24 protein-coding genes are annotated in these 23710 nt (G+C 69.1%); 2 read left to right on the top strand and 22 right to left on the bottom strand.

What is annotated here, in order from left to right; translation table 11 throughout:
* Position 1: 1 nt before the first annotated feature.
* From ACFV5H_RS23920 to ACFV5H_RS23865, 12 genes are all read right to left on the bottom strand, one after another.
* Positions 2 to 931, bottom strand: coding sequence for a hypothetical protein (locus ACFV5H_RS23920; protein WP_385197200.1), 930 nt, complete (start codon positions 929 to 931; stop codon positions 2 to 4).
* 10 nt (positions 932 to 941) lie between these two features.
* Complete coding sequence (locus ACFV5H_RS23915) at positions 942 to 1841, bottom strand: phage distal tail protein (RefSeq protein WP_385197199.1); 900 nt, start codon at positions 1839 to 1841, stop codon at positions 942 to 944.
* On the bottom strand, positions 1838 to 6637 hold the full coding sequence (locus ACFV5H_RS23910; RefSeq protein ID WP_385197198.1) for a phage tail tape measure protein: 4800 nt from the start codon (positions 6635 to 6637) through the stop codon (positions 1838 to 1840). The genes ACFV5H_RS23915 and ACFV5H_RS23910 overlap by 4 nt, the downstream gene beginning before the upstream one ends.
* Positions 6638 to 6919: a hypothetical protein gene (locus ACFV5H_RS23905; RefSeq protein WP_385197196.1), complete on the bottom strand. Its 282-nt coding sequence runs from the start codon at positions 6917 to 6919 to the stop codon at positions 6638 to 6640.
* Positions 6920 to 6969: 50 nt separating this feature from the next.
* On the bottom strand, positions 6970 to 7581 hold the full coding sequence (locus ACFV5H_RS23900; RefSeq protein WP_385197194.1) for a hypothetical protein: 612 nt from the start codon (positions 7579 to 7581) through the stop codon (positions 6970 to 6972).
* Entirely contained in the window at positions 7578 to 8087 is a 510-nt protein-coding gene (locus ACFV5H_RS23895) for a hypothetical protein (RefSeq protein WP_385197192.1), read from the bottom strand. Before ACFV5H_RS23895 ends, ACFV5H_RS23900 begins: the two co-directional genes overlap by 4 nt.
* A gap of 142 nt (positions 8088 to 8229) precedes the next feature.
* Positions 8230 to 8673: a hypothetical protein gene (locus ACFV5H_RS23890; protein WP_385197191.1), complete on the bottom strand. Its 444-nt coding sequence runs from the start codon at positions 8671 to 8673 to the stop codon at positions 8230 to 8232.
* Positions 8674 to 8925, bottom strand: a complete 252-nt coding sequence (locus ACFV5H_RS23885; RefSeq protein ID WP_385197189.1) for a hypothetical protein — start codon at positions 8923 to 8925, stop codon at positions 8674 to 8676.
* Positions 8922 to 9362, bottom strand: coding sequence for a hypothetical protein (locus ACFV5H_RS23880; RefSeq protein ID WP_385197188.1), 441 nt, complete (start codon positions 9360 to 9362; stop codon positions 8922 to 8924). Before ACFV5H_RS23880 ends, ACFV5H_RS23885 begins: the two co-directional genes overlap by 4 nt.
* Positions 9346 to 9741 (bottom strand): hypothetical protein, encoded by a 396-nt coding sequence (locus tag ACFV5H_RS23875; protein ID WP_385197187.1) that lies wholly within the window; start codon positions 9739 to 9741, stop codon positions 9346 to 9348. Before ACFV5H_RS23875 ends, ACFV5H_RS23880 begins: the two co-directional genes overlap by 17 nt.
* A 52-nt stretch (positions 9742 to 9793) precedes the next feature.
* Positions 9794 to 10234: a DUF6093 family protein gene (locus ACFV5H_RS23870; protein WP_385197185.1), complete on the bottom strand. Its 441-nt coding sequence runs from the start codon at positions 10232 to 10234 to the stop codon at positions 9794 to 9796.
* A 319-nt stretch (positions 10235 to 10553) separates the two neighbouring features.
* Positions 10554 to 10697: a hypothetical protein gene (locus tag ACFV5H_RS23865; RefSeq protein WP_385197184.1), complete on the bottom strand. Its 144-nt coding sequence runs from the start codon at positions 10695 to 10697 to the stop codon at positions 10554 to 10556.
* 333 nt (positions 10698 to 11030) lie between these two features.
* On the opposite strand from ACFV5H_RS23865, the gene ACFV5H_RS23860 reads away from it, so the two are divergent.
* Positions 11031 to 11810 (top strand): hypothetical protein, encoded by a 780-nt coding sequence (locus tag ACFV5H_RS23860; protein ID WP_385197182.1) that lies wholly within the window; start codon positions 11031 to 11033, stop codon positions 11808 to 11810.
* Positions 11811 to 12009: 199 nt separating this feature from the next.
* Here the strand turns inward: ACFV5H_RS23860 and ACFV5H_RS23855 are convergent, their stop codons facing one another.
* Positions 12010 to 12429, bottom strand: coding sequence for a hypothetical protein (locus ACFV5H_RS23855; RefSeq protein WP_385197181.1), 420 nt, complete (start codon positions 12427 to 12429; stop codon positions 12010 to 12012).
* Between the two features lie 182 nt (positions 12430 to 12611).
* Here ACFV5H_RS23855 and murC point away from each other — a divergent pair, with 182 nt between their 5' ends.
* Complete coding sequence (gene murC / locus ACFV5H_RS23850; RefSeq protein WP_385197179.1) at positions 12612 to 14066, top strand: UDP-N-acetylmuramate--L-alanine ligase; 1455 nt, start codon at positions 12612 to 12614, stop codon at positions 14064 to 14066.
* On the opposite strand, the gene murF is transcribed toward murC, so the two are convergent.
* From murF to ACFV5H_RS23805, 9 genes are all read right to left on the bottom strand, one after another.
* A complete protein-coding gene (gene murF, locus ACFV5H_RS23845; protein WP_385197253.1) occupies positions 14063 to 15457 on the bottom strand; it encodes a UDP-N-acetylmuramoyl-tripeptide--D-alanyl-D-alanine ligase in 1395 nt (464 codons plus the stop codon). The two genes, murC and murF, sit on opposite strands and share 4 nt — an antisense overlap.
* A 23-nt stretch (positions 15458 to 15480) precedes the next feature.
* A complete protein-coding gene (locus ACFV5H_RS23840; protein ID WP_385197178.1) occupies positions 15481 to 16203 on the bottom strand; it encodes a peptidase in 723 nt (240 codons plus the stop codon).
* Positions 16184 to 17179 carry a threonine/serine dehydratase gene (locus tag ACFV5H_RS23835; protein WP_385197251.1) on the bottom strand — a complete coding sequence of 332 codons (996 nt, stop codon included), beginning with the start codon at positions 17177 to 17179 and terminating at the stop codon, positions 16184 to 16186. The genes ACFV5H_RS23840 and ACFV5H_RS23835 overlap by 20 nt, the downstream gene beginning before the upstream one ends.
* Before the next feature lie 23 nt (positions 17180 to 17202).
* On the bottom strand, positions 17203 to 18219 hold the full coding sequence (locus tag ACFV5H_RS23830; RefSeq protein WP_385197177.1) for a D-alanine--D-alanine ligase: 1017 nt from the start codon (positions 18217 to 18219) through the stop codon (positions 17203 to 17205).
* 32 nt (positions 18220 to 18251) lie between these two features.
* Positions 18252 to 18947, bottom strand: coding sequence for a hypothetical protein (locus ACFV5H_RS23825; RefSeq protein ID WP_385197176.1), 696 nt, complete (start codon positions 18945 to 18947; stop codon positions 18252 to 18254).
* Between the two features lie 49 nt (positions 18948 to 18996).
* On the bottom strand, positions 18997 to 20355 hold the full coding sequence (locus ACFV5H_RS23820; RefSeq protein WP_385197174.1) for a glutamine synthetase family protein: 1359 nt from the start codon (positions 20353 to 20355) through the stop codon (positions 18997 to 18999).
* On the bottom strand, positions 20355 to 21866 hold the full coding sequence (locus ACFV5H_RS23815; RefSeq protein WP_385197173.1) for an amino acid permease: 1512 nt from the start codon (positions 21864 to 21866) through the stop codon (positions 20355 to 20357). Before ACFV5H_RS23815 ends, ACFV5H_RS23820 begins: the two co-directional genes overlap by 1 nt.
* A gap of 83 nt (positions 21867 to 21949) precedes the next feature.
* Positions 21950 to 22969, bottom strand: a complete 1020-nt coding sequence (locus ACFV5H_RS23810; protein WP_385197171.1) for a hypothetical protein — start codon at positions 22967 to 22969, stop codon at positions 21950 to 21952.
* Between the two features lie 169 nt (positions 22970 to 23138).
* Positions 23139 to 23696, bottom strand: a complete 558-nt coding sequence (locus tag ACFV5H_RS23805; protein ID WP_385197169.1) for an ATP-binding protein — start codon at positions 23694 to 23696, stop codon at positions 23139 to 23141.
* Positions 23697 to 23710: the final 14 nt, after the last annotated feature.

The raw sequence follows: 23710 nt of genomic DNA, 5'->3' as shown, positions 1-23710 counted from the left end.
CTCAGACCACGCCCTCCTCGAACTCCACGTCCGCGATCAGGGAGGTACCGCCGTCCACCTGGAGGTTGCCGGACTCGGACTTCTGCATGGCCGTCTGCAGATACAGGTTCTGCGTGGTGCCCCGCATCGCCGAGGGGATGACAAGGCTGTCGGCGAGGACGACCGTGTTGCGGCGGGTGTTGGCGCCCTGGTCGTCGTCGATGTGCGTGTCCTGGCCCAGCACCGTCCCGAACACCTGCTGCATGTGGGCGTACACGTCAGCGGTGTCCAGGCGCAGTCCGGCGATGGTCGTGACGGCCTTCGCGGAAACCGCCCAGGGCGGCACGTAGATCGACCAGCGGGCCTGTGCCGGCCAGTTGCGCCACTGGGCGTCCTGGTAGGTGAGCCGACTGGCGGAGGAAGGGAAGGCCGTGTAGAGCTGCCGCTCCCGGCGCGGATTCGCGATCCGGCGCAGGTCGGTGATCATCGCGTTGGTGATGGTGGCGCAGTTCTCGGGCTGCGTCACCCGCGCCAGCGGTATCGCGGTCATCCCCGCCGGCACGGTCGTTGCCGTCGCCGACACGTTGGAGACGACGTCGAAGAAGCCGATGTCGTTGGTGGCCGGGTCCAGACTGCCCTCGTACTCGGGATCGAGGATGCGCAGCACCACCATGTCCGTGCGGGGCGTCGCTTCCGTCGGCGCGATGTCCACCAGGGCGGTGCCCACGTTGTACTGGGTGTAGGAGCCCTGCCCCCAGGACGCGCCGCGCACCACCCCGGAACCGTCTCCGACCTGCACGCCCGCACCGGGGGTGGTCTGCTGGGTCACCTTCAGGTCGTTGTACTCGGTCACGCCCTGCGATCCGCGCGACAGGTCACGGATCATCATGCGCATGGTGCGGGCGGGGTGCGTACCGCCGTTGACCATCATCGGCGGCTGGATCAGCGTCATCTCAGTGTCCTCACAAGGCGGTGTAGGCGTCGCGCCACGACAGGGTCAGGCGACAGGTGTTGGTGTAATCCGTCGCGGTCCACCGGATCTCGCTGCGCTTCGGCGGGATCTTGAACAGGTCCATGCGGGACCCGGACGTCAGCGCCGGCGCGGCGTTGCCGGACCCGTTGCGCAGCACCCAGCGGGTACCGGGCCGGGTGTCGATCTCGATCCGCTCCCCCGCGGCCAGGCTCGTCTGCAGCTGCAGGTAGCGGCCGGTCTCCACCACCCACACCTTCGGGTTGGTGACCGGGCCGTCGATGCGCAGCGTCGGCCACGCGGCCACATCCCCGCGGTTGAACACCCAGCCGGGCCGCTCCGACGGACTGGACACGCCCGTCGTGATCGGCGCGACCACAGGGGCCGTGAAGCCCTGCGAGTCGTTGGAGATGTCCAGCGGCAGCACCAGCGACTGCACGACGTCGGAGTGCCAGCGCGGGTCCGTCACCGTGAACTCCAGCTCCAGCGGGATCCACCCGTAAACGGCCTGCGACATCGTCACGGCATCCGCCCGCTGCCACCTACCGAACAGGCACTTCACCGCCCGGCCGGGCAACTTGACGCGCAGCATCGCCCGCGCGCCTGCCGTCTTGCGGATGCTGTCGATGCCGGTGATCTGCTGCAGCTGCGCGAATAGGTCGAGCGCCGCACCCGGATCTTCAGGAGTGCGGATACCGGCCTCGATCGACACCGTGCGCACCCCGAACAGGTCCACGCCCGGAAAGCCGCCGTCTTCGGTGGGGTTGTCGACGGTGGCGGTCCGCACCTCCGGGGTCCCCAGCCCGGTGATATCGCCGACCGGCAGCAGCGTGCCCGTCCCGATCACCAGGCCGCCAAGGTCGTACTGGTAGTCGTCCAAAGCGACCGTCACGCCTTGCCTCCTCGCTGCGCGGCGCGAAGACGCCGCATCACCTCCGTGCCGATCTGCTGCGCCACCTTCCGGCCGTCGCCGCCGGCGGTGACGTTGACCGGCATCTGGCCGATCAGCGGCCGGGCCGTCTCCCGCACCACCACCACCTGCACCGCGCCGGGCGGCTTGGCGTCCACCCGCGTAGGACCGGTCACCCCCTGCGCGGTGAGCGTGTATCCGAAGCGGTGGGCAACGTCCTCGAGGACCCCCATCGCCGCTGGCCGCTTGGACTGCCCGAGCGGGATGTACGCCTCCCCGCCCGTGGGAGGCTCGGCAAACCTGACCAGGCCGTTGCTCGTCGCGTACAGGCCGGGCGTCAGCACACCGCCCCACTCGTACGACAGGCCCTTGTTGGCCCGCCCCAAGTCGGCGAGGAGCTGGGTGGCCTTCTTCCCCAGGGCCCGCTGCAGCTGGGACTTGCCCGCGTTGATGACCTCGATGATGCGGTCCTCACCCAGCTCGGTGGCTTCCGCGACGTCGTGGATGCCCGTCTTCGACGACTTGACCGCGGCGATGATCTGCAGCAGGTCCGCCAGGTCCTCGTCGGACAGCGTCCTCAAGGCGGCCTTCAACGCCACGTCGGCCTTCTTCGCCTTCGACTTGCTCTTGACGGCCTCCGCCGCCAGGTCCTGCGCGGCCTCATCGCCCTGCGCGGCCAGCCGCTCCGCCAGGCCCCCGTAGCCCTGCGCGGCCAGCGTCATCAAGTTCTTCTGAAAGGCCGACGTCTCCTTCGTGGCGTTGCCGAGCTGGCTGGTGAAGTCCGACAGGGTCGCCTTCGCCGTGTCGGCGAGCTTCTTCAGGTCCCCCGCCATGCTCTTGAGGTACTTCGAGCTGCCGGTGGCCATCTTGTGGGTCAGCGCGGTGCCGTCCTCGCCCATCGCCTCCAGCGCGTCGGCGACGTCCTGGCCAGCGCGGCGGGCCACTGTCGCCAGGTCCCTACGCCACCGTTGCGCCTCCTTGATTGCCTGGTCCAGGTTCTTGGAGAACTTGCGCAGGTCGAGGGTTGTGCCCTTCTTGTTCATCGAGTCCGACGCGATCGACGACGCGGAGAACAGGCCGTCCATGCCGCCCGTCGGCGTGTACGACCAGTTCGAAAGGCCGCCGTCGGCGTGGTAGGTGACGGTCGCCCCGAACTGGTGCGCCACCTCGTCGAGGATCTGCTTGGACCGGGCCCGCTTCGACGGAGCCAGCGGAATGTACGCCTCGCCCGGGTAGGTTTCCGGCTCCGCCCACACCCGCCACGACCCGGCAGGCGCAATCTGTGCGACGTGCTGCTCCCGGCGCACGCCGCCGTCGGCGTAGAACGACAGCAGGCCACCGTCGGCCTGCGGCAGCGGCTTGTTCATCGCCGGTCCCGCCGTCACGCGGGGGATGACCGTCACCGACACCGGCGCCGGCGGGTTCACGCTGACGGAGATCGTCTTCGTGCCGGGGATCAGCCGCACGCTCGCGCCGATCGAGTTCAGTTGCTCCTCCACGGCCGCCATGTCGCCCGACAGCAGCGCTGTCGTCAGCGCCGAAGCCGCGGCCGTCCCCTTCGTCTTGGCGACCTGCTGGATCAGGTCCAGCATCGCCGTCCACTCGCCCTTGGCCTTCCCGCCGGCCGACTTGAACGCCGCCACCACACTGCCCAGGTCGCCTTCAGTGATCGGCGGTTTCGCCCCCCAGATCGCACGGACCTGGTCCATCGCAGTCGTCACGTCCCCCGACAGGAACGCCTGCTGCAGAGCGACCGCCGCATCCGCGCCCTTCTCGGAGGCAACCCGTGCCAGCAGGTCCATGCCTCGCCGCATCTGCCCCCGTGCGGCCGTGCTGCCCTCCCGTACGGCACGCGACATGTCGGTGACGGCCATCTTCTGCATGACCCGCCCGAACTTGCGGGTGTCGTTGGTCTCGGCGGCGTCCGCGAACTCGGCAGCGATCCTCTTGCCGTAGCGGGCCGCGATCGCAGGCAGCTGCGCCAGGCCCGCCCTGAACGCCGGCTGCGAGCGGGCCGCCGACTCCTCGACGATCGACGACAGTTCGTCGGCCACCTTGTTCTTGCCCTTGCTGAGCTGCTTGACCAGCTCGTCGAGGATCGGCGCCGACGACACCCCCAGCCCCGCGAAGTGGTCGCTGAGGTCGGTGTATCCGGACATGGCCAGCTTCGACAGGTTCCCCTGGAAGTTGCGCTGCGCCCTCAGCTGGGACCGCAGCTCCCGCATGTAGTCCTGCAGCGACGCCTTGGCGTCCTTGTTGGACTTGGCGACCTTCTCCTGCGCTGTCTGCCACGCCTTCGCCGGGTCGACGATCGCGCCGAGGGCCTGCGCCATCGCCTTCATCTCTTCGGTGTACTTCGGCAGCCCGTCGTCCCCGATCGGCACCAGGGTGTCCAGCGTCCACGCCTTCGCCGCCGCGACCCGAGTCTTGCTCACCTTGGCGTTGACGATCTCCATCGCCGCAGCAAGCTCGGCCTCCTTCTTCACCGCCTTCGACCAGATGCCGTGCTGCTTGTCCAGGACGTCCATCGCGTCCTCACCCTCCTTGGTGAGGGTGGCGGACACCTGCCCCGACGAGTCCACCGAGGCGAACGAGGCATTGCTCCAGATCTGGCGCCGCACGGCCGCGAGCTTCTTGCCGCCCGAGGTGATGCCCTCCAGGGCCTTCGTCATGTCGACGCCGGCCTTCTTCAGCGCCCCCGCGTCATCAGAGCCGGTCAGCGACTCCGCCAGCGCCCGCAGGCCCGCGCCCTCGGTGCCCTCCCGCTCCGCGCGCAGCGCCTCCACCAGGCTGTCGGTGGCCACCTTGGCTTCCTGCTTGGACGCCGAGTACGCCGCGTAGGCGAGCACACCCACCGACAGCAGCGCCGTCAGACCCGACACCGCCAGCCCCGCACCCCTCAGGGCCGCCGGCAGCACCGAACCGCCCGCCTGCGCCTGAGCCTGCGCCGCCCGGAACCCGTGCCACTGCGCGGTGAGCCGGGAGATCGCGGCCATCGCCAGCAACCCTCCCGCCGAGATCGCCAGCAGGCCCGCACCCGCCGACTTCAGCGGCCCCGGTATGTCCGAGACCACCCCGGCGAACACCGACAGAGCACCGGCGACCTCCTGCAGCACCGGCAGCATCGCCCGTCCCATGTCGATGCCCAGGGCCTTGCTGCGGTTGACGAACATCTCCCACTGGCCGGCGGCGGTGTCCATCTGGATCTCGTGCGCCCTGTGCGCGGCCCCCGCCCGCTCCACCTCGGAGGCGATGCCCCGGTAGGTGTCCGCGTAGTTCTGGCCCTCGTTGGCGGCCAGGGCGAGCATCGCGCGGGAGGCCCGCACATCATGGAACAGCCCGGTGATCGCCTCAGCGGACCCGTTCGTGGCCTTCGTCAGCTTGTTCACCACGACGTACAGGCCGTCCTCCTGCACCGCCGCGGCCGACGACTCGTAGCCGAGCTCGCGCATCATGGCGCTCAGCTCCCGCGTCGGCTGCATCAGGCGGGTCATCAGCATGTTCAGCCCCGTCGCGGACTCCGCCGCAGGGATACCCGCCAGCGTGATCGCGGCGTACGCGGACGTCAGGTCGTCGAAGGCGATCCCGGCGGCAGCAGCCATCGGCACGATGTCACCCATGTGCATCGACAGCTCCTGGAAGCTGATGACGCCCATGTTGACGGTCTGGAACATGATGTCCATGACGTCGGCCGCCTCCGAGGCGGGCAGACCGTACGCCTTCAGCACACCCAGCAGGGACCGCGCGGAGATCTCCGTCGTCGTCAGGCCTGCACTGGCGCCCTTCGCGGCTACGCCGAGGATCGACATCGCGCTCGCGCCGTCGAAGCCGGTCGAGGTGACCTGGTACAGGCCGTCGGCGAGCTGGCTCGCCGACTGCGACATGTGCTTCGACATCTCCACGATCTGATCGGTGTAGGAGTCGACCGTGGACGCGTTGATCTCCCTGGAGATCGTCATGACGTTCGCCATGCGCTTCTCCAGCTCCACCGCCCCGGCAACGCCAGCGGCGAGCACCAGCCCCAGCACCGCCCCGGCCCGCATGTAGCCCTCGGTGCGGGCCTGCGCCGCCGCGCGGGACTCTGCGGCAGCCGCCGCCTCCGCCTGCCGCAAAGCAGCAGCGTTCGCCGCCGCACGCTGCGACGCGGCAGCCTCCGCCTCGTCCCGTGCGGCCAGCGTCGCCGTGGCCCGCGAGTCGGCCGCCGCACGGGCCTGCGTGGCGCGCGTGGCCACGCCGGCCGCACGCGCCGCAGCAGCCTGTGCGGCCAGGGCCCGCTCCTCCTGCAGCGTCTGCGCCGCCGCCGCCCTCGTCGCCGCCGCTGCGGCAGCGGTCGCGGTGGCCTGCGCCGCAGCCGCACCCGTGCCCACCGCGGCGTGCGCGCGGGCCGCCATCGTCGTCGCCACCGCCTGAGCACGCATCGTCCGCTCAGCAGCAGCCGCTGCCAGCGCCCGCTCCCGCTCCGCACGCGCCGCCAGGCTCGACGCCAGCGCCAACGCCCGGCCCGACCGCTCCGCCGCCCGAGCCGCAGCCGCCTGCGCGGCAGCCGTACGCTCCACGGCCGCAGTGACACGGGCCTGCCCCAGCACCGCGTCAGCGGACGCCGACGCCTGCAGCCGCGCCAGCCGCTGCGTGGCCGTCCCGGTCTCCATCAGCGTCCGGTTGACCTGCTGCAGCTGCCCGTCGAAGGTCCGCAGCTGCGTCGCCGACTGGCGCAACCCGGCCGACAGGCCACCCGTGCGAGCCGTCAGATCGACGTAGAGGTTGTAGCCGCTGCTCACCTACGGCTCCCGTCTGGGCTTCAGCCCGATCTTCACCCCACGCCCAGCCGGCCCGTCCGGCACCTGCTCACGCTCCATCTCCAGCAGCTCGCACCCCGGACAGGTCGTGGCGTCGGAGACGTACGCAAACCGGTCCCCGCCCAGATCCGGCCGCCACTCGTCCGCCCGCGTCCCGCACCCGGAGCACACCACCCGCGTGTACGCCAGCCACGCCAGCGCCTTCGCCCGGTCCAGCGCCGTCCACCGCCCGTCACCCGCCCCCATGAACTGACTGTGCGGCATTCCATAGGTGTGGCACAATTCCATCTCGGCCCGAAACGCCGGGTCCGAGATCAGCCTTTTCCCAGGTCCGCGCGCAGCGTCTGGTTCACCAGCAGCGCCGTGGTGAACAGGGCTTTGGCGTCCGGGTCGGCCCAGGTGTCCAGCAGCTCCTGCGCGTCCTCGGTGCTCATGCCCTCCACCTCGACGCCGTCCTCCTCCCGCTCGACGTGGCAGGCGGCAATCAGCGCGGCCGGGAACGTGTCGACGTTGTACTCCATGCCCTTGTCGGCCTGGACTTCCGTCGGCGGGTGGTCGCGCAGCAGCTGCTCCCACACCGGACGCGGCAGCGCCCGGAAGGTGAGCGTCTCGGTGGCCTCCGCCAACGCCTCCTGCGCGCGGGTCAGGGCCTCGTCAGCGGCCAACACCCGCGGGTTGGCCGCCACGAAGGCGTCCCGCTGTTGCTCACCGACGCCCTGCTTGGCGCACTCCTCGATGGCTTCGGCGCGGGCCCTGGCCAGCTCCATCGCCGCGTCCGTCACCGCAGCCTTCAGGCCCTCGTCGTCACAGACCTTCATAGGACGCTCGGGCAGCTTCCGGTTCCGCAGGCGCTCCATCTTCGCGGCCCAGTGCGCGTCCTTGGCGACCTCCGCCGCCGGCGGCTCCACAGTCTTCCTCGTAGTCATGCGACATCCCCCTCAGATCCGGCCGCAGCAGGGATAGCGGCGTCCAGCTCCGGCTGGCCCGAGATGGCGAACGTGACGGTGAACTTCGCCGGGTCGTTACCGGCCGAGTAGGCGGGGGCGCGGCCCGCGACCCGCACCGGGAAGATGTCCATCGACTTCGACTTCGGGACGTCGCCCTTACGCATGATGACGATGAACCCCACAACGCCCTTCGACAGCAGCGTCTCGATGGTCTCGACGACTTGGTCCTCGTAGAAGGTGAGGGTGGACGAGTCGGCCTTGTCCTCGCCGGGGATGCTCGTCGTCAGCGTCGACCCCATGTCGGGGGTGTCGATCGGCGAGTTGGCCAGCGACCAACCCGCGACATCGGAGATCGCAGGCGACAGGTCGGTGGCGTTCGCGACCGCCAGCTCCGTGCGCGTCGGCACGTTGTCTGTGGCCGCGATCGCCTTCAGGAAGTAGAACTTCGTGATGCCGCGGCGCATGAACCGCTGCTGCGTACTCAAAGGGATCTCGCTCTCCGGGGACCCCGACCCCCGGCGACACGGCGGAGGCCCGTCCCCAACAGGTCGCATATGCGAGCCAGGGGGTCAGCCCGTACCGATGTGGCCGGACGTCCGCGCGATAGGCCTCCGCGGTGAGGAGCGGTCACCCAGCCGGCGAGGAGACCGTCAGGGCGAAACGCTGCACGTAAGTGTAGGTCCCGGACACGACAGTTGTACCGTCCTCCTGATCCAGGGCCCGGCCGATGACCCTCGCACCAGCCACGGTAATCGGGTGGGCGAACTGCCCACTCCCCGGCACGCGGTCCAGAAACGCCGCCCGCACCCTGTCGGCGTGCAGCGACACCTGCTCCGCCGTCGTCCCCACCGACGACACCTGCACGTACACGCGCGCATCCGCGTCCACGTCACCGAACGGCGGCCCGAACCCGGCCACCTGGCCCAGCTCGTACAGCACGCTGTACGGGATGGTGTTGCCCGTGGGCTTCGCATCCGAGGCGGGCGCCGTCCCGTACCCACAGGAGCGGCCCGTCACCGACACCAGCATCGCCTGCACCCCCAGCGCCACCCTGCGGCCCGACACGCTCATCTACTCGCCCTCCTCGCCGGCCGTCCTCGCCGCGGTAATGACCGCCTCGATGTCCGCGACCGCATACCGGTGCAGGCCAAGCTCGTCCCACACCGGCAGGCTGGCGGGGATGGAGCCGCGCAGCACGCCCAGCTCGCCGGTGCCCTCCTCCACAAGCTCCACCACGAACACCATCCGCGACACCAGGCCGAAGCCGTGCGCGCTCAGCACGGTGGCGACGGCATGGTGCAGGTCCTCCGCCAGGCCGCTCACGCGAAGCCGCCGTCGGCGATGTTGCCCAGGGCCTGAACGAACAGCGGCTCGATCGTGTTCACCGCGGGTCCCAGGTGCGGGTAGGGCGGCTGGTCGAAGATCCGGCCGAGCACATCCGGCCCGACGTAGCCGTACTCCAGGCGTCTGCCCTGCGGCTTGTTCGTGCCGACCGTCCCCGACACCACGCCGGCAGCCACATGCACCTCGTGCGTCCACGAACGCCGGTAGTCACCCGTGATCACGTTCGGGCCGGGCCGGCCGCTCGCGTTCGCCTTGACCTGCGTCTCCAGCAGCATCGTGTAGTGCCGCACCAACGCCAGCGCCTGCGGCAGCACCCGCGCGGCACGCGCGTCCAGCGCCGCCGCCACCTGCGCGGCGTTCGAGTAAGCCCCCGCCCTCCCATGAGCGTTGGGGTGCGGGTTACTGGGGGACGCCACCGGCCGCCTCCTGACTCCACTGGCCCAGCGCCCACTCCTGCAGCAGCCGCAGCATCGCTCTCGTCAGCTCGTTGGGGCCGCCGTCCATCAGATCGTGCCGGGACAGCACCTGCCGCTCCAGCTCGCCCGCGTCGAGCGCGCCGAGGAACGCCGCCGCCGAAGGCCCCGGGTCGGGCGGATCCCCGACCACCACGTGGGCCAGGCCCTCGAAGTCGTCCTTCACCAGCCGGGACAGGAACAGCACCAGCTGCGCCGGCTGACCGGCCACCTGCCGCAGCTCGTACCCGGCCACCGACTTGGAAATGTCCCGCCCGTCCATCACCACCGTGCCCGTGGCGTGGTTGGCGCTGATCCTCACCTGACGCAGCTCGTCGTCCATGCGAGTCAGCGTACGGACCGCCACGGACAGCCAGGTCAGACCAGCAGAACGGCTAGAACGGCGGGGTCAGCGGGTCCGGCGCGGACTGCGTGACCTCACTCATCCACGTCACCCGCGCCACCGCCAGAGTGCTCGCCTGCGACAGGTCCAGCACCCGCCACACCCGCCCCAGCAGCCCCTGGTCCTGGGTGACCGCCGTTACCCGCACCAGGTCGTCACGGGACGCCACCGGCGCGTCCAGGTCCGTCAGCAGCTGGTACCGGTTACGGGTGTCGTCCTGGTACACCTGGCCGGCCAGCGACATCACCATGCCGGGCCCACCAGCAGCGAACACCGCGCCCAAGCCCTCCCACACGACGACGTCCGGGCCAGGCTCATACACGCCCGTGTCCTCGTTCAGGACCTGCGGACCGGGCCGGAAGATCCGCACCGTATCCACCATGATCCGCTTCAGAACCGGCTCGAGGGCGGCTAGCGAGATGGGACTGCTCATACATTCGAGCGTAGGTGCCCGCGCGGACACCTCCTTGCAGACAGAGGGATCCCCCTCCCATACGGGGCCGAGAGGAGGAAGACCATCATCGCGCGCCCCGAGCCGTTTCCTCATTGGGCCATTACAGGCCGACCCGGGATTTCTTGGGGTGTACTGGCCCAAGGTTTGGCTGGTGTGTCCTCTGAAGGTCGTCGTGCAGCTTTAAACGGCTCCATCCGCCCTGCTCAACAAGGACTTGTGGTACTCGTCGGACGCCACCGTCATGCGGGCACGCGCTACTCGTGGAGGCGCTCGCGCGGCATCCGGGACGGTCGCTGGGCTACGCCGTGATCAGCCGTACGATCGGCAGGCGGGAGAACGGCTGCGGGGTCTGCTGGAGGCGCACGGGATGATCGGTATGAAGCTTCATCCCGACGAGGTCGAGTTGGGACTCGCCCGCGTACGCTCCGGCCTTCGAGAGCACCGCCGAGCATCGCACAGTGGTGCTGTCCCACAGCCAGTACGGATCGCCCTGATCCGACCCCGGCGCGCTTCGCGGCGGTCGCGCTGCATCATCCCAGCGGCCGATCCTGATGGGGCACGCGGACCTGTGGCCCGAGGGAGCCAGGCATCCCGTTCAGTGCGGTGACGGTGCTGGGTCCAGGGCATTGCCGACGGTACAGCCACCCTCTCCGGTCATCCGCTGGATTCGGGGTGGTTCAACCCAGCACCCAGCGACCTGCCCAAGTCTGAGGTGTCGTCTATTGTGCGGCACACAGGGCAGTCGTGTAGCCCTTGTGGCACATGTGGGGGAAATATGAAGAGAACCGTGGTCGCGGCAGCGGTTGGCCTGCTGCTCGTCGGGTGTTCCAGCCCGTCGGAGGACGAGCCAGATGAAAAGCCGCAGCAGACATCCGTAGCCACGGCCAGCGGGCTGACCGAGGAGCCGGCTGATGAAGCGCCACCGCCAGCGACGGTCGACGAAGCACCGGCGCCCGTGACCGTCATTGAGCTCTACTGCTATGGCGGCGATGGACCAAGCGAGTACTACAGCACCGTCGAAGCGGCGTGGGCAGGTAAGCACGGCCTTTGTGATGCCACGCTTGGCGGTGTCGAGTTGAGCGATGTCGAGAGCAAGGCGGTGACGACTGCCTACGGCGAAGGTGCCGGCCTGGACCAACTCGCCGTCCTCTACGGGATCTGCGCTGAGAACGGCGCGGAATCCTGGGACTACCTCAAAACGGCCGGATCGGAGGAGCAGCTGAGCGAAGTTCGTGGCGCCCTGCAGCTGTGTCCAGACCACCCCCAACAAGGCACCATCAACAAGCTGATCGGCGGTGCAGACAAGCGCAACGACTTGGAGGCGGATGGGCGGGTCTTCGGATCTGGTGTCTATCGCGTGGGTTTGGAGATCAAACCCGGCACCTACTACACGACAGATGTGGAGGGCTGTTACTGGGAGCGTCAGGACGCGAACGGTGAGGTGGTAGACAACAACTTCACCTCTGCCGCGAAGCGGGTGCAAGTAACCATCAGCAGCAGCGACTACGCTTTCAATAGCGAGCACTGTGGGGAGTGGCAGCCAGTGGACGGCTGATCTCCTGGAAGACTGGCGTTCCAGAAGGACAGCCCCGAAAGTTCCCTGGAGACTTGACCTCATCCTTCAGCTGGGTTACTGACCGTCTGATGCGTCCTTCGGCTCGCTTGGCCCGTCGATGGGCGGGCGGAGCTGTGTCATTGCTGCCCTGTCGCATCGAACCTTGACTGAGGGCGCTCGGATAGACGCCTGCAGGCAGCTATTGGCCGATCGGTGGAAAATTGGGCGGCCCTCTCCTCTTCTTTCCAGAGAGCACTGAACGCAGCAGCGCCTGCGCGTAGATCTCCACGGGCATGTTCGCAGCCCCGGCATGCCTCACGAGGTGCCGGAACTCATCGTCCTCCAAAGGGATGCGCACGCTGCGAGCGGGAGCGATGCCGAGTGATTGGGGGGTGTGAAGCTCGCCAAGGTGATCGGTAACGAGCGCGGCCAAGAGTTCTGGCACGGGGCGGCGGGGTCTTTCTCCGAGACGTATCCACCGGCTGACGCGGGAGTGATCGACGGCAATACCGCTGTGCCCTTCGCACAGTGCACGGTGGTTGATGCGACGGGCGGTCTCGCTGTTGGTCCAGCCGACCATGGCAAGGGCGAGTGCGAGCCGGTAGTTCGGCGTGCTCACGGAGCACCCCCGGGCGTGGTGATGTCTGGAGTGGTGAACGTGGGGACTGTGCGCTCGGGTTCGCACACCCGCAGGTCATAGCCCCTGGTCCGGGTGAGACGGGACCGTTGCGGTGCGCGCCCAACCCGGGTTTTGCGCTTGCCGGTTGAGGCGGCGGATGCCGCCCGCGAGGAGGCTGTTCCATGGCAGAAACCGCAGTGCCGAGGATCGTCCCGTCCCTGGAGGTCGGCGCACAGGTCGACCTGAGCCGCGTGCACTTCGTCGGTATCGGCGGGATGGGGATGCTGCCGCTGGCGCGTGTGTGCGCCGAGCGGGGGTTCACCGTGACCGGCAGCGACCTCCGGTCCTCGGCCGGAACCGAGATGCTTGCTGCCTGCTGCGGCGTCACCGTGCACATCGGGCACGCCGCAGCACAGCTGCCCGCCGACGCGACGGCGGTCGTGTTCACGCACGCCGTCGCGGCGGACAACCCGGAGATCGAGGCGGCGGTCGAGCGCGGCATCCCGGTCGTGCACCGCTCGATGGCCCTGCAGGCGGTGATGGAGGGCAAGACCACCGTCGGCGTGCTGGGCACCCACGGGAAGACCAGCACAGCCGGCATGCTCGCCGTCGGCTTGACCGGCATCGGGCAGGACCCGACCTACGTGGTGGGCGGGGACCTTCACGGCTCGGCCGCCAGCGGTGGCCGGGCAGGACTCGGCGACATCCTGGTCGCGGAGGTCGACGAGTCCGACCGCACGCACCTGGGGCTGAGCGTCGACATCGCGGTGATCACCGACATCGGCCACGACCACCCGGAGAACTACGCCGGTGTGGAGGACCACGTCGACGCCTACGCGGAGTTCGTCGGGGGCATGGGCTCCAACGGCGTTCTGGTGCTGAACGCCGACTCGCCGGCCTGCCGGGAACTCGCCGCCCGGCTGCACACGACCGGCACGGGTCCGCGACTGGTGACCTTCGGCCGGACGCCCAACGCCACCTGGCGCCTGACGGACGTCGAGTGGGAGGGCGGCGGTGGGACGGCAACCCTGCACGGCCCGGGCGGTCGGGTGCTCGACCTGCGTCTGCCTCTCCCCGGCGTACACCAGCTCATGAACGCGGCCGCGGTCGTGGCGGCCTCGGACGCCCTGAACCAGGACATCGACCTCCTGGTGAAGAAGCTCGCCGGTTTCGGCGGGGTGGCACGCCGGATGAGTCTGCGTGGCGAGGCCGCTGGGGTACGCGTGTACGACTCCTACGCCCACCACCCGACGGAGATCACCGCCGACCTGGCCGCCGCGCACGCGTTGACGGGCGGCCGGAGCCGGGTGCTCGCCGTGTTCCAGCCCGCCGGACAGGCGAGGCTGGACGCCTTCGGGGCCGACTTCGCCCTGGCCCTGGCGGGTGCTGATGAGGTGGTGCTGACGGACAGCGCCTCCGGCGTGCGGGAGGCGTCTCTGCGGGAGCTGTCCGTCATGGTCTCGTCGGTCGACAGCGGTGACGCCCCGGTGGAGCGGGACCGGGCCGCCGCGGTGACGGTCGCCGCTGCGGCGGCCCGGCCGGGTGACGTGGTGATGCTCATCGGCACCGGCGACCTCGTCGAGTACGGGCAGACCCTGCTCAACGAGGTCGACGACGCCCACTTGGCCGTGGCCTAAGCACCGGCCGGCTCGGGGTCCGGTTGCAGCAGCCTTTCGGCAAGGGCCTGCAACTGGACCCCCCGGCTCGCCTTGACCAGGACGACGTCCCCGGGACGGAGAGTGGAATGGAGCAGTCGCAGCGCGGTGTCCTGGTCGGGCAGGTGCACGGCCCGGGCGCCCGCCTCGCCGGCGGCCTTCTGGATCCACTCGGCTTCTTCCCCTCCGACGACAATGAGCTGATCGAGCTCCAGGCCGGCGGCGTGCCGTCCCACTTCCTCGTGTGCAGCGCGTGCGTCGTCACCGAGCTCGTTCATCCGGCCGAGGACGGCGATGGCGCGCCGGTCACGCCCGCGGGCCATCGACGCGAGCGCGTCCAGGGAAGAACGCATGCTGTCGGGGTTGGCGTTGTACGCGTCGTTGACGACCACGACACCATCGGCTCGGGTATGCGTCTCCATGCGCCACCGCGACTGTGGTGCGGCGGAGGACAGCAGCTCGGCGATCCGGCCGACGGCGAGTCCGGCCTCACGCGCGACAGCGGCTGCGGCGAGACTGTTGTGGACCTGGGGCTGGCCGGCGAACTGCAACCGTACGGTCGCGGAGCCTTCGGGAGTGAGGAGAGTGTAGGCGGGCTGTCCTTGGGCGTCGAGGGTGACGTCGGTGGCGCGAATGTCCGCGGTTTCGGCCAGGCCGTAGGTGACGACGCGGGCATGGGTTCGCTCGGCCATGGCACGCACGCGCGCGTCATCGGCGTTGAGGACCGCGAGCCCGTGGGCGGGGAGAGATTCGACGATCTCGCCCTTGGCCTTGGCGATGTTGTCTTGCCCGCCGAACTCTCCGACGTGGGCGGTGCCGACGTTCGTGACGACGCTGATGCGGGGCGGGGCGATGCCGGTCAGGTCCCGGATGTGGCCGATCTTGCGGGCCCCCATCTCCAGCACGAGGTAGCGCGTGGTGAGGTCGGCCCGGGTCACGGTGAGCGGCAGGCCGATCTCGTTGTTGAACGACTGGAAGGTGGCGATGGTCGGGCCGGCGGCCGGCAGGACTTGGGCGATGAGGTCCTTGGTGGAGGTCTTCCCGGCGGAGCCGGTGATCGCCACGATGGCGGTCTCCTGGAGTGTCGTCTGGACGAGGTGTTGCGCGAGGCGGCCGACCGCGCCGAGGACGTCGTCGACGACGATGGCGGGCACCCCCACAGGTCGGGTCGTCAGGGCAGCGACGGCTCCGTTCTCGACTGCCACCGTGGCGTAGTCGTGGCCGTCGGCCGTATCGCCTACCAGGGCGAGGAACAGCGTGCCCTTCGTCGCTTCGCGGGAGTCGAACACCGCGGGCTGGGTGACGAGGGTCTCGGGGTCGGCGACGTCGGCGAGGCGACCTCCGATGACCTGCGCGATCGTGGTCAAGGACATGGGTTCCACGTGGTTCTCCCTGCTCAGGTGGTGGGTCGCGACGCTACCGGGCGGATTGCCCTGGCTCGTGCAGGCGCGTGTCGTACGGAGGAGCGCGGATCAAGGCTGATGCCACGGCCTCCGAAGAAGGCGCCGAAGCGGTCCAGGGGCATGACCGCCGCACGGGCCTCGGTGGTGTGGCCGCTCGGGTTGCGGAAGACGACCTGACCGTCGGGCAGGCGGCCGATCGCCAGTACGAGGTGCCCACCGCGCCGCTCGGGGTCTCGTTCGGGTCGGCGGATCTCCTTGGACACGGACGCCATCACCATGAGGCCGTCGTCCAGCAGAGTGGCCAGTTCGTTCAGGCCGAGGTTCGGGTGCACCACGGCCGGCAGATTGTGCGAGGTCTCCACGTACCGCACGAACGGCGTGTAGATCAGCCCTTTGATCGAGCCGTCGTCCTGCCGCACGTAAGCCCCGTAGCGGCGGACTCCTGCCAGGAGCTCGAAGAGCGTGGCAGCGTTGCCGTCACGGTGCAGCAGCACCATCCGCAGGCAGGCGACGCCGCACATGTGCCGGCACCAGCGGCCGTATGCGGCCTGGGTCGGCGCGCCGGTCGTCCGCCATGCGGAGTCGTCGCGCGAGTCGTGTCCCTCGTAGGCGATGTCGCTGATCAGGTCCGCGGTGGCGTACTGGGTGACGACGGGAACCGGATCGTGAACGGGGCGCGGCCCAGGGCCGGGGTTTTCAGTGCAGCACAGTGGCATTGGCGTTCCTTCCTTTCATGGCACGGTCCACGAGTCCGCGAAATCGGCCCCAGTCGACGTTGCCGCCCGAGAGGATCACGCCGACGGGGCCGTTCGGCAGACGGTGCTTGATCCGTAGCAGCCCGGCGAGCGCGACCGCTCCTGACGGCTCGGCCGTGGTGCGGTAGTGCCTCCACAGCCGGGCCATGGCGTCGGCTATGGCCCTCTCAGGGACGGTGACGACGTCAGAGAGCAGCTTTTGCATGATCTCGAACGGGAGGGCGGCCGGCACGGTGTGGGCCAGGCCGTCAGCGATTGTGTCCGGCGGCGAGATCGGCAGGCGGCGCCCGGCGACCAGCGAGCGGTGGGTGTCGTTGGCGGTGGCGGGTTCGACGCCGATCACCTGGATCCTCGGATTCAGGTGACGCGCGGCCAGCGCCGTGCCGGCGGCCAGCCCGCCACCGCCAACGGGTATGAGGATCGCGGCCAGGTCCCGCACCTCTTCGAGCATCTCCCAGGCGGCAGTCCCCGCCCCGGCAATGATGTCCCTGTGGTCCGACGAGGACACGATGGTCAACTGCTCTCGATGGGCCGTCTCGCGTACCAGTGCGTCGCGGCGGACCTGTCGCCGGTCGTAGGTGATGATCCGCGCTCCCAGTGCTTCGACAGCCTGCCGTTTCACGGCCGGCGCGTCGTCGGGGATGACCACGGTGGCTTGTGTCCCGTGCAGGCGCGCGGCCAGAGCCAGGGCCTGGGCGTGGTTGCCGGAGGAAGCGCCGATCACCCCCGCATCGCGGTCGGCCTGGTCCATGGAAGCCAGCGCGTTGTAGGCGCCACGGAACTTGAAGGATCCGGTGCACTGCAGGTTCTCGGCTTTCACCATGACCCTGCGACCTGCCAGGTCATCGATCACGGTGGAGGTGAGCAGAGGCGTTCGAACAGCCACGCGTCGCAGCCTGTCGGCCGCGTACAGCACCTCGACGGACTCCATCGGCATGCGCACGCTCGGTGTCCCCTGTCTCATGGGCGGGCGCGGCGGTCGACGTGCGCGCCGCGAAGGATGTGGAGGAGCAACTGTTCGTAGGAGAGGCCGTCGGCGAGCGCCATCTGGGCCAGGTTCCCGCCCCTGGAGAGGCCGGGAAGTGTGTTGACCTCCAGCCAGACGGCCTTCCCGTCGTCTTCGACGACGAAGTCGTGCCGCGAGTACGAGTAGCAGTGGAGGGCTCGGTGTGCAGCCACGGCCTGACGCCGCAGCTCGTCCAGCGTCTCTTCGCTGATCCGGGCCGGGCAGTAGTAGTCGCACTCGGCGGAGCCCCGCTTGGCCGCGTACGAGTAGACGCCATTCGGCGTGCGGGCCTCCAGCGCCGGCAGGACATGCACGCCACCGTGCCGGTCCTCAAGGACGCCGACGCTTACGGAGCGCCCCGAGTGGAATGCCTCGGCCATCCACTCCCCTTCCTCAGCGTGCGATATCGCCGCGGAGAGGGTGAAGTCGTCGGCCGTGACGACGTGCAGCCCGATGGAGCCACCTTCGCTGACCGGCTTCACGATGACCGGGAGGCCGAGACGTTCCATGATGCGCGCGGCCTCTTCGTCCGTGTCGGCCGCGGAGTTGATGCCGACCGCTCGAGGAACTCGGACGCCGGCGGCCGAGACGAGCGTCTTCGCGTACAGCTTGTGCATACCGGTGGCGGATGCGAGCACCCCGGAGCCGGTGTAGGGGATGCCCAGCGTTTCCAGCAGGCCCTGGAGGCGTCCGTCCTCTGCGCCCCTCCCGGCGATGGCGAGGACCGCGAGGTCCATGTCGGCCAACCGTGCCAGCAGTTCCCCGGATGGAACGCTGAGGTCGAGGACGTGGGTTTTGATGCCCATACCGGTCAGGGCATCGTCGACGGTCCGGCCGGACAGGAGCGAACGATCACGTTCTTGTGACCAGCCGCCGGTAATCACTGCGACCGGGTCGGTGAACTCGTCCGGTCGACGAAGGGGGATGTGCAAAGTGTTCTCCTCGGTTGATCGCTGGTCCCAGGCCGACACGCACTGCGTCGACGCCGGGTGGGGAAACAGGCTCAGACGCTCGTGGACGTCTGCTTCGCCGTCGGGGGTGCGAGGTCGTTGAGGTCCACCACCTCACAGCCGAGCAGCTGCACCACTTCACGGACGGCGCACGTCCAGCGGATCCTCAGGTCGTCGTACGCGACGTACTCCAGCTGCGGGTTGCCGTCCGGGCCCATCGGTCCGGGTATCGGCTCCAGGGTTCTGGGGTCGTGGACGATGCCGGCGACGCCCCAGGCCGGGGTGTACTTCACCAGCGCGGCCGTCCACCCCTTGAGCAGGTGTGGGCAGGTCCGCGCGGCTTCGTACGCGCATGCCTCGTGGACCGGGGGCGAACTGGTCTTCTCGCCCTCGCGAATGGGCTGTCCTTCGTCGCCCCGGACCAGGAACAGGTGCCGTTCGTCGCTGCGACCGAAGGTGGTCAGACCGCAGACCTGGCACAACAGTCGTGTCATCGCCTGCCGTTGACGCAGCGGATGTACCAGAGCCAGCTTCGGGTGCCCGAGCCCTCGCGTGGCGGGCATGCGCGTCCACAGCACATCGTTCCTGCGGTCGAGGCATCCGTCCTCGTCCGCGTAGCCGATGCCTTCGCCGCCCTTCCCGCGCCGCAGCACGATCCGGTGGTTCGGCACCTTCTCGCTCGACCAGGAGGCGATGAACGGGACGCGGAGGCCATTCCAGTAGAACTGACGAACCAGGCCTCTACTCATCACGCTGCTCCCGTCGTGTTCCCTTGTGCGAGTCGCCGTGACTGAGGCGTCAGGCACGGTCGAACTCCCGCTCCCGCTCGACATCGGTGACCTGCCTGCTGTGTTCGGTGATCTCGGCCTGGGCAGCGCGGGCGTAGTGCCGCACCACCTCGTCCCCGAGCAGGCTCTGCGCGAGCGTGCTGCCGTCGAAGTACGCCAAGGCTTCAGCGAGGTCACGCCGCACGGGGGGTGCCTGCCGGTCTTCGTAGGCGTCGCCCAGGCAGGGGTCTGGCGGAGTGAGCTTCTCGGTGACGCCGTGTGTGATGGCTGCGAGCGAAGCTGCGAGCGCCAGGTAGGGATTGGCATCGGCGCCCGGCAGGCGGACTTCGAGATGCGTGCTGTCGCCGTGGCCGGTGACGCGGACTGCGCACCCGCGGTTGTCGTACCCCCAGTTCATGTGCTGGGGGGCGAAGGAGTGGGGGGTGGCGTGGCGCTTGTAGGAGTTGGGGAAAGGGGCGTACAGCGGAGCAAGGTGTGGCATTCCGGAGAGCAGTCCGGCGATGCCGTACCGCATCACCTCCGGCAGCCGCGTGCCGGAGCTGGTGGCGAAGGCCGACGTGCCGTTCTGCCAGAGGGACACGTGCAGGTGCATACCGCTGCCCACACCGGTGAATGGAGCGGCCATGAAGGACGCTGTCAGTACCTGGCGCTGCGCCAGGTACCGGACGGTGTGCTTGTAGACCGTGTAGGCGTCGCAGGCCTCCAGGGCCGGACCGTAGGGGAAGGTGATCTCGACCTGCCCAGGAGCGCCTTCTGTCTTGATCGACTCAACCGGGGTGCCGGCACCGCGCAGAGCGTCTTCCACCTGGCGGAAGAATTCGGTCAGCAGCGGCGGATGGGTGAGGGCGTAGTCGAGATTGTGCGGCACCACGGGCTGAAGGCCCTTGCAGAGGAGGAATTCGCTCTCCAGGCCCACACGTACCTCGAAGCCGAGTTCCGCCAGGCGGGCGAGCTGAGTGCGCAGGATGCGGCGCGGAGCGACTTCGACGGGCTTGCCGTCGTGGTGGAAGGCGTCGGCGAGGACCAGTGCTGTGCCGGGCTGGTGAGGCAGCAGGCGAATGCTGTTCTGGTCCGCGGTGATGCCCATGTCGCCGTAGCCCTGTTCCCAGCCCGTGAGGTCGAAGCCGCCGAGGGGGGTCATGTCGATGTCTGTGGCCAGTACGTAGGCGCACATCTCCGCTTTGGAGAGCATCCGGTCCAGGAACACGGAGGCGTTGAGGATCTTGCCCTTCAGCCGGCCCTGCATGTCCGGTACGGCGAGCCGTACGGTGGTGATCTCTCCTCGTGCCACGGCTCCCTTCAACTCGTCGAGGGAAACCGTCCCGGTGGGCCAGGGGCCGTTCTCGGTGTTCTGCGCATGCTGGTTCATCAGATGACCTCGCTGGCCAGGTCGGCCTGCTGGGAACTGCTGGCGGGGGTGGTGAGCCGGTAGTCGCGGCGGCCTCGGGTCATCCACGTCAGCCAGGCCAGCAGAAGTGCGACGGTCAGGGTCACGCCGGCGTAGTTGAAGGACTCGACGGTGAGGGGGGCGGACTGGGGCAGGCAGAAGACCACCGTAATGATCACCACGTAGACGACGGCAATGATGCCGATTGGTCGCCGCCAGCGGCCCAGGCTCCACGGGCCGGGCCGGTAGCCCTCGCCCTGGCGCAGGGCGAGGTAGACGGGGATGCCGTAGGCGGGGATCATGCCGACCGCGTTGATCGCGGTGATGGCGCCATAGGCTGCGGGTGACCACAGAGCGGGCAGCGCGAGCACGAACGGCACTCCGGCCGCGAGCCACACGGCGGCGACAGGAGTCTTCGTACGGCTGCTGACGCGTCGCCAGGTCTGCCAGCGGGGCAGGGCTCTGCTGCGGGAGAAGGCGTAGATCATCCGGCTCGCGGCGGCTACCTCGGCGTTGCCGCAGAACAGCATGGCGACGATGACGATCAGCAGCAGGGCCTTGGCTCCGCCAGCGCCGAGGACGTCGAGGAAAATCTGCGCGGGTGGCACGCCGGTCGCGGTGTTCTGGGTGGCCTTGTAGTCCTGGATGGCGGACAGCATTCCGGCCAGCAGGACGAAGCCGGCGATCCACGAGACCGCGATGGCACGCACGATGCCCTTGGGCGCCGAGGTCTGTGCCCGGGTGGTCTCCTCGGCGACATGGGAGCTGGCGTCGTATCCGCAGAAGGTGTAGCCGGCGAGCAGGGCCCCGATGAGGCAGACGTAGAAGATGTTGCTGATGCCGGTGTCGTTGTTGAAGTGTGTGAAGACGAACTCGGGCGACTGGTGCTCGGCCGGGGCGAAGGCAAGCGCGCCGACGATGACCCCCACGCCGATCAGCTGCCACCACACCGAGACTGTGTTCAGGACGGTGACCACGCGCACGCCGCAGGTGTTCACCAGGCCGTGCAGCAGCAGGATGCAGCCGAAGATGGCCATCGTCGTGGTGTCGGTCGGGTCTATGCCCCACTGCATCTGGGCGAAGGCGCCGATGAACGCGGCGGCGCCGTAGTCGATGCCGGCGATGGCGCCGAGCAGGCCTAACAGGTTGAGCCAGCCGGTGAACCAGCCCCAGCGTGGCCCGCCGAGCTTGTCGGCCATGAAGTACGGTCCGCCGGAAGTGGGGTAGGCGGAGACGACGTCGGCCAGGGACAGGCCCACCAGCAGCGTCATGAAGCCGATGACGACCCAGCTGCCCAGCATGACTGCCGGGCCTCCGTGATCCAGGCCGAAGCCGAACAGGCTCATGCCTCCGGCCAGGATGCAGATGACGGAAAAGCTGATCGCGAAGTTACCGAAGACGCCCATTTTGCGGGCGAGTTCGGGCGTAATGCCGAGCTGGGCCAGGACGTCGTCGTCTGCGGCGAGCGACCGGTCTGTTCTTCTCCGGGACACCAGGATTCCTCTGGGATGAAGGGCGATAAAGGGCTGAAGCAGACAGCGCACGGGGCTTTACCGGCAAGGAGGTGATCGGGTGTTCATCGGTAGCGCGCCGCCTTCCGGTGGGCGGCGTCGCGCAGGCGGCAGAACTCGACCTGCCAGTCCCGGCCGAGGCTGCTGCTGACCTGCGCCCACGGGGCACTGGTGGCGTACGGGCCGATAGCCTCGAACACCTGCTCCGCGCCGGGCTCCCCGCAGGCCGTCAGCGCGTGCGCCAGGTGGTTGAGGTCCAGGAGGGACATCTGCGCACGCATGGTGCCGGAAACTCGGTAAAACCAGTCATCGCGGGCACGCCGGGTGTGGTGCACGACCCGGTCGGTACTCCAGTACCTGATCGCCGCGCCCCGCCCGTCACCGTGCCAGCACTGGTACTCCGTGACGAACGCATACAAGGGCAGCATCAGCAGCGGAGAGCCGGCCCGGCCACTCATCGCGACCCACCGTGAGAAGTCCACCGCGTGGCTCAGCGAGACGCGCGCGTGGAAGTACTCCCGCATCCGGTGGTAGGCCTCGCGGTTGCCCGGATCACGCCGCTCCACCTCATCCAGCAGGGGCCACGGCCCTGGCGGAAGCGTCGGATCCGACGGTCGTCCCCAGTGGTGCGGCCGGTGCCGGTAGAACGGGTCGAGGTATCTGGCGTCGAGAGGGAGGCCGGCCAGACACAGAAGGCATATCCACAGCACCGGGTCGTCCGGGCATCTGCGCAGCGCCTTCCAGCAGGCGTCACGGGCAATGCCGGCGGCCCGGCGCAACACTTCGCCATCGACGCCCCGGTGCATGGCGCGCGTGGCCTGCCGGGTGAGCACCCGCGTCCACATCATCAGCGCGTCCGGGTTGCCCGGCTCCTCCTTCAGCCAGGCCGCGATCGCGCCGCCGTCGCCGGCCCCGACGGCCAGGACCTGGCTGCGGGACGTACGCAGCGCCCAATCGGTGCCCGTCTTGAAGAGCAGGTCGTGTGTGGACAGCCAGCGGTTCATCCGCAGGTCGTCCAGAGCCGTACGGAGATCATTGTCACGGCCCGCGGGATCGACGATCAGGGGCATCTCACGAGCGGGCATCAGCGTGCCCCCGAGCCGTCTGAGGAGCGGCCACGAAGCAAGCGATCGCGCTTCGGGTGCCTAAAGGGGAGATGGGTGGCATGGGGAAGCCTCAAGGTTGGAGGATGGAAGGCCGCCGGGCAGCGGTTGGAGCACCATGGGAGTTGGACAACAGCGGCCCGGCGACCGGTCAGGGGGACTTGACGGTCGCAGTCGGCTGACCGAGGCCGAGAGGCTTTCCAGGGCGCATCCTGACCCGGACGGTCTTCCCCCGGCCGGGGTCAGGAGTGCCCCAAGTGATCGCGCCTCCCAGCGCGATCACCAGCCCCAGACCTCTGGTCTTCTCCACGGCGATGGCCGCATCGAAATCAGCGAACTTCGGGTCCGGATCCGACACGTCAATGAGCAGGTCCTCCTCCTCAGTGATGAGCAGACCGAGCTCGACCGCGCCCTCAACCGACTCCGTGGGGTGCTTGACACCGTTCTCCACGAGCTCGTGGATGGCGAGCAGTGCAGCATCCTGGTCTCCCGCCCATCTGCTCATCACCAGCCAGGTGCGGGCATGGATCCGAGCGAGCTGTACGGCCGTCGGTTGAAGCGGCCAACTGCGCGCGAACCGCTGCGGACGCCGGGGAAGGCCGCGGACCGGGGCCGGCGGCCGACCTCCGGCCTCCACCTCTTCGCCGTTGTCCGGCCCAACGCCTCGTCCGCGCAGCGCCGCCGTGCTGAACCGGTCGCCTTCGCTCATGCCTGCTGACATCG

This window comes from Streptomyces sp. NPDC059787 (assembly GCF_042732315.1).
GTDB lineage: Bacteria > Actinomycetota > Actinomycetes > Streptomycetales > Streptomycetaceae > Streptomyces > Streptomyces atrovirens.
Note: the sequence above shows the minus strand (reverse complement) of the source record. Positions and strands in the feature narration are given on the sequence as shown.

Excerpts from the sequence above, each read along its gene's own strand:
- ACFV5H_RS23805 (WP_385197169.1), bottom strand. The coding sequence starts at position 23,696 with ATGAGCGAAGGCGACCGGTTCAGCACGGCGGCGCTGCGCGGACGAGGC.
- ACFV5H_RS23840 (WP_385197178.1), bottom strand. The coding sequence starts at position 16,203 with ATGCCACTGTGCTGCACTGAAAACCCCGGCCCTGGGCCGCGCCCCGTT.
- ACFV5H_RS23860 (WP_385197182.1), top strand. The coding sequence starts at position 11,031 with ATGAAGAGAACCGTGGTCGCGGCAGCGGTTGGCCTGCTGCTCGTCGGG.
- ACFV5H_RS23905 (WP_385197196.1), bottom strand. The coding sequence starts at position 6,919 with ATGCCGCACAGTCAGTTCATGGGGGCGGGTGACGGGCGGTGGACGGCG.
- ACFV5H_RS23920 (WP_385197200.1), bottom strand. The coding sequence starts at position 931 with ATGACGCTGATCCAGCCGCCGATGATGGTCAACGGCGGTACGCACCCC.
- ACFV5H_RS23820 (WP_385197174.1), bottom strand. The coding sequence starts at position 20,355 with ATGAACCAGCATGCGCAGAACACCGAGAACGGCCCCTGGCCCACCGGG.
- ACFV5H_RS23900 (WP_385197194.1), bottom strand. The coding sequence starts at position 7,581 with ATGACTACGAGGAAGACTGTGGAGCCGCCGGCGGCGGAGGTCGCCAAG.
- murF (WP_385197253.1), bottom strand. The coding sequence starts at position 15,457 with ATGTCCTTGACCACGATCGCGCAGGTCATCGGAGGTCGCCTCGCCGAC.
- ACFV5H_RS23875 (WP_385197187.1), bottom strand. The coding sequence starts at position 9,741 with ATGGACGACGAGCTGCGTCAGGTGAGGATCAGCGCCAACCACGCCACG.
- ACFV5H_RS23870 (WP_385197185.1), bottom strand. The coding sequence starts at position 10,234 with ATGAGCAGTCCCATCTCGCTAGCCGCCCTCGAGCCGGTTCTGAAGCGG.
- ACFV5H_RS23835 (WP_385197251.1), bottom strand. The coding sequence starts at position 17,179 with ATGCCGATGGAGTCCGTCGAGGTGCTGTACGCGGCCGACAGGCTGCGA.
- ACFV5H_RS23890 (WP_385197191.1), bottom strand. The coding sequence starts at position 8,673 with ATGAGCGTGTCGGGCCGCAGGGTGGCGCTGGGGGTGCAGGCGATGCTG.
- murC (WP_385197179.1), top strand. The coding sequence starts at position 12,612 with ATGGCAGAAACCGCAGTGCCGAGGATCGTCCCGTCCCTGGAGGTCGGC.
- ACFV5H_RS23810 (WP_385197171.1), bottom strand. The coding sequence starts at position 22,969 with ATGCCCGCTCGTGAGATGCCCCTGATCGTCGATCCCGCGGGCCGTGAC.
- ACFV5H_RS23825 (WP_385197176.1), bottom strand. The coding sequence starts at position 18,947 with ATGAGTAGAGGCCTGGTTCGTCAGTTCTACTGGAATGGCCTCCGCGTC.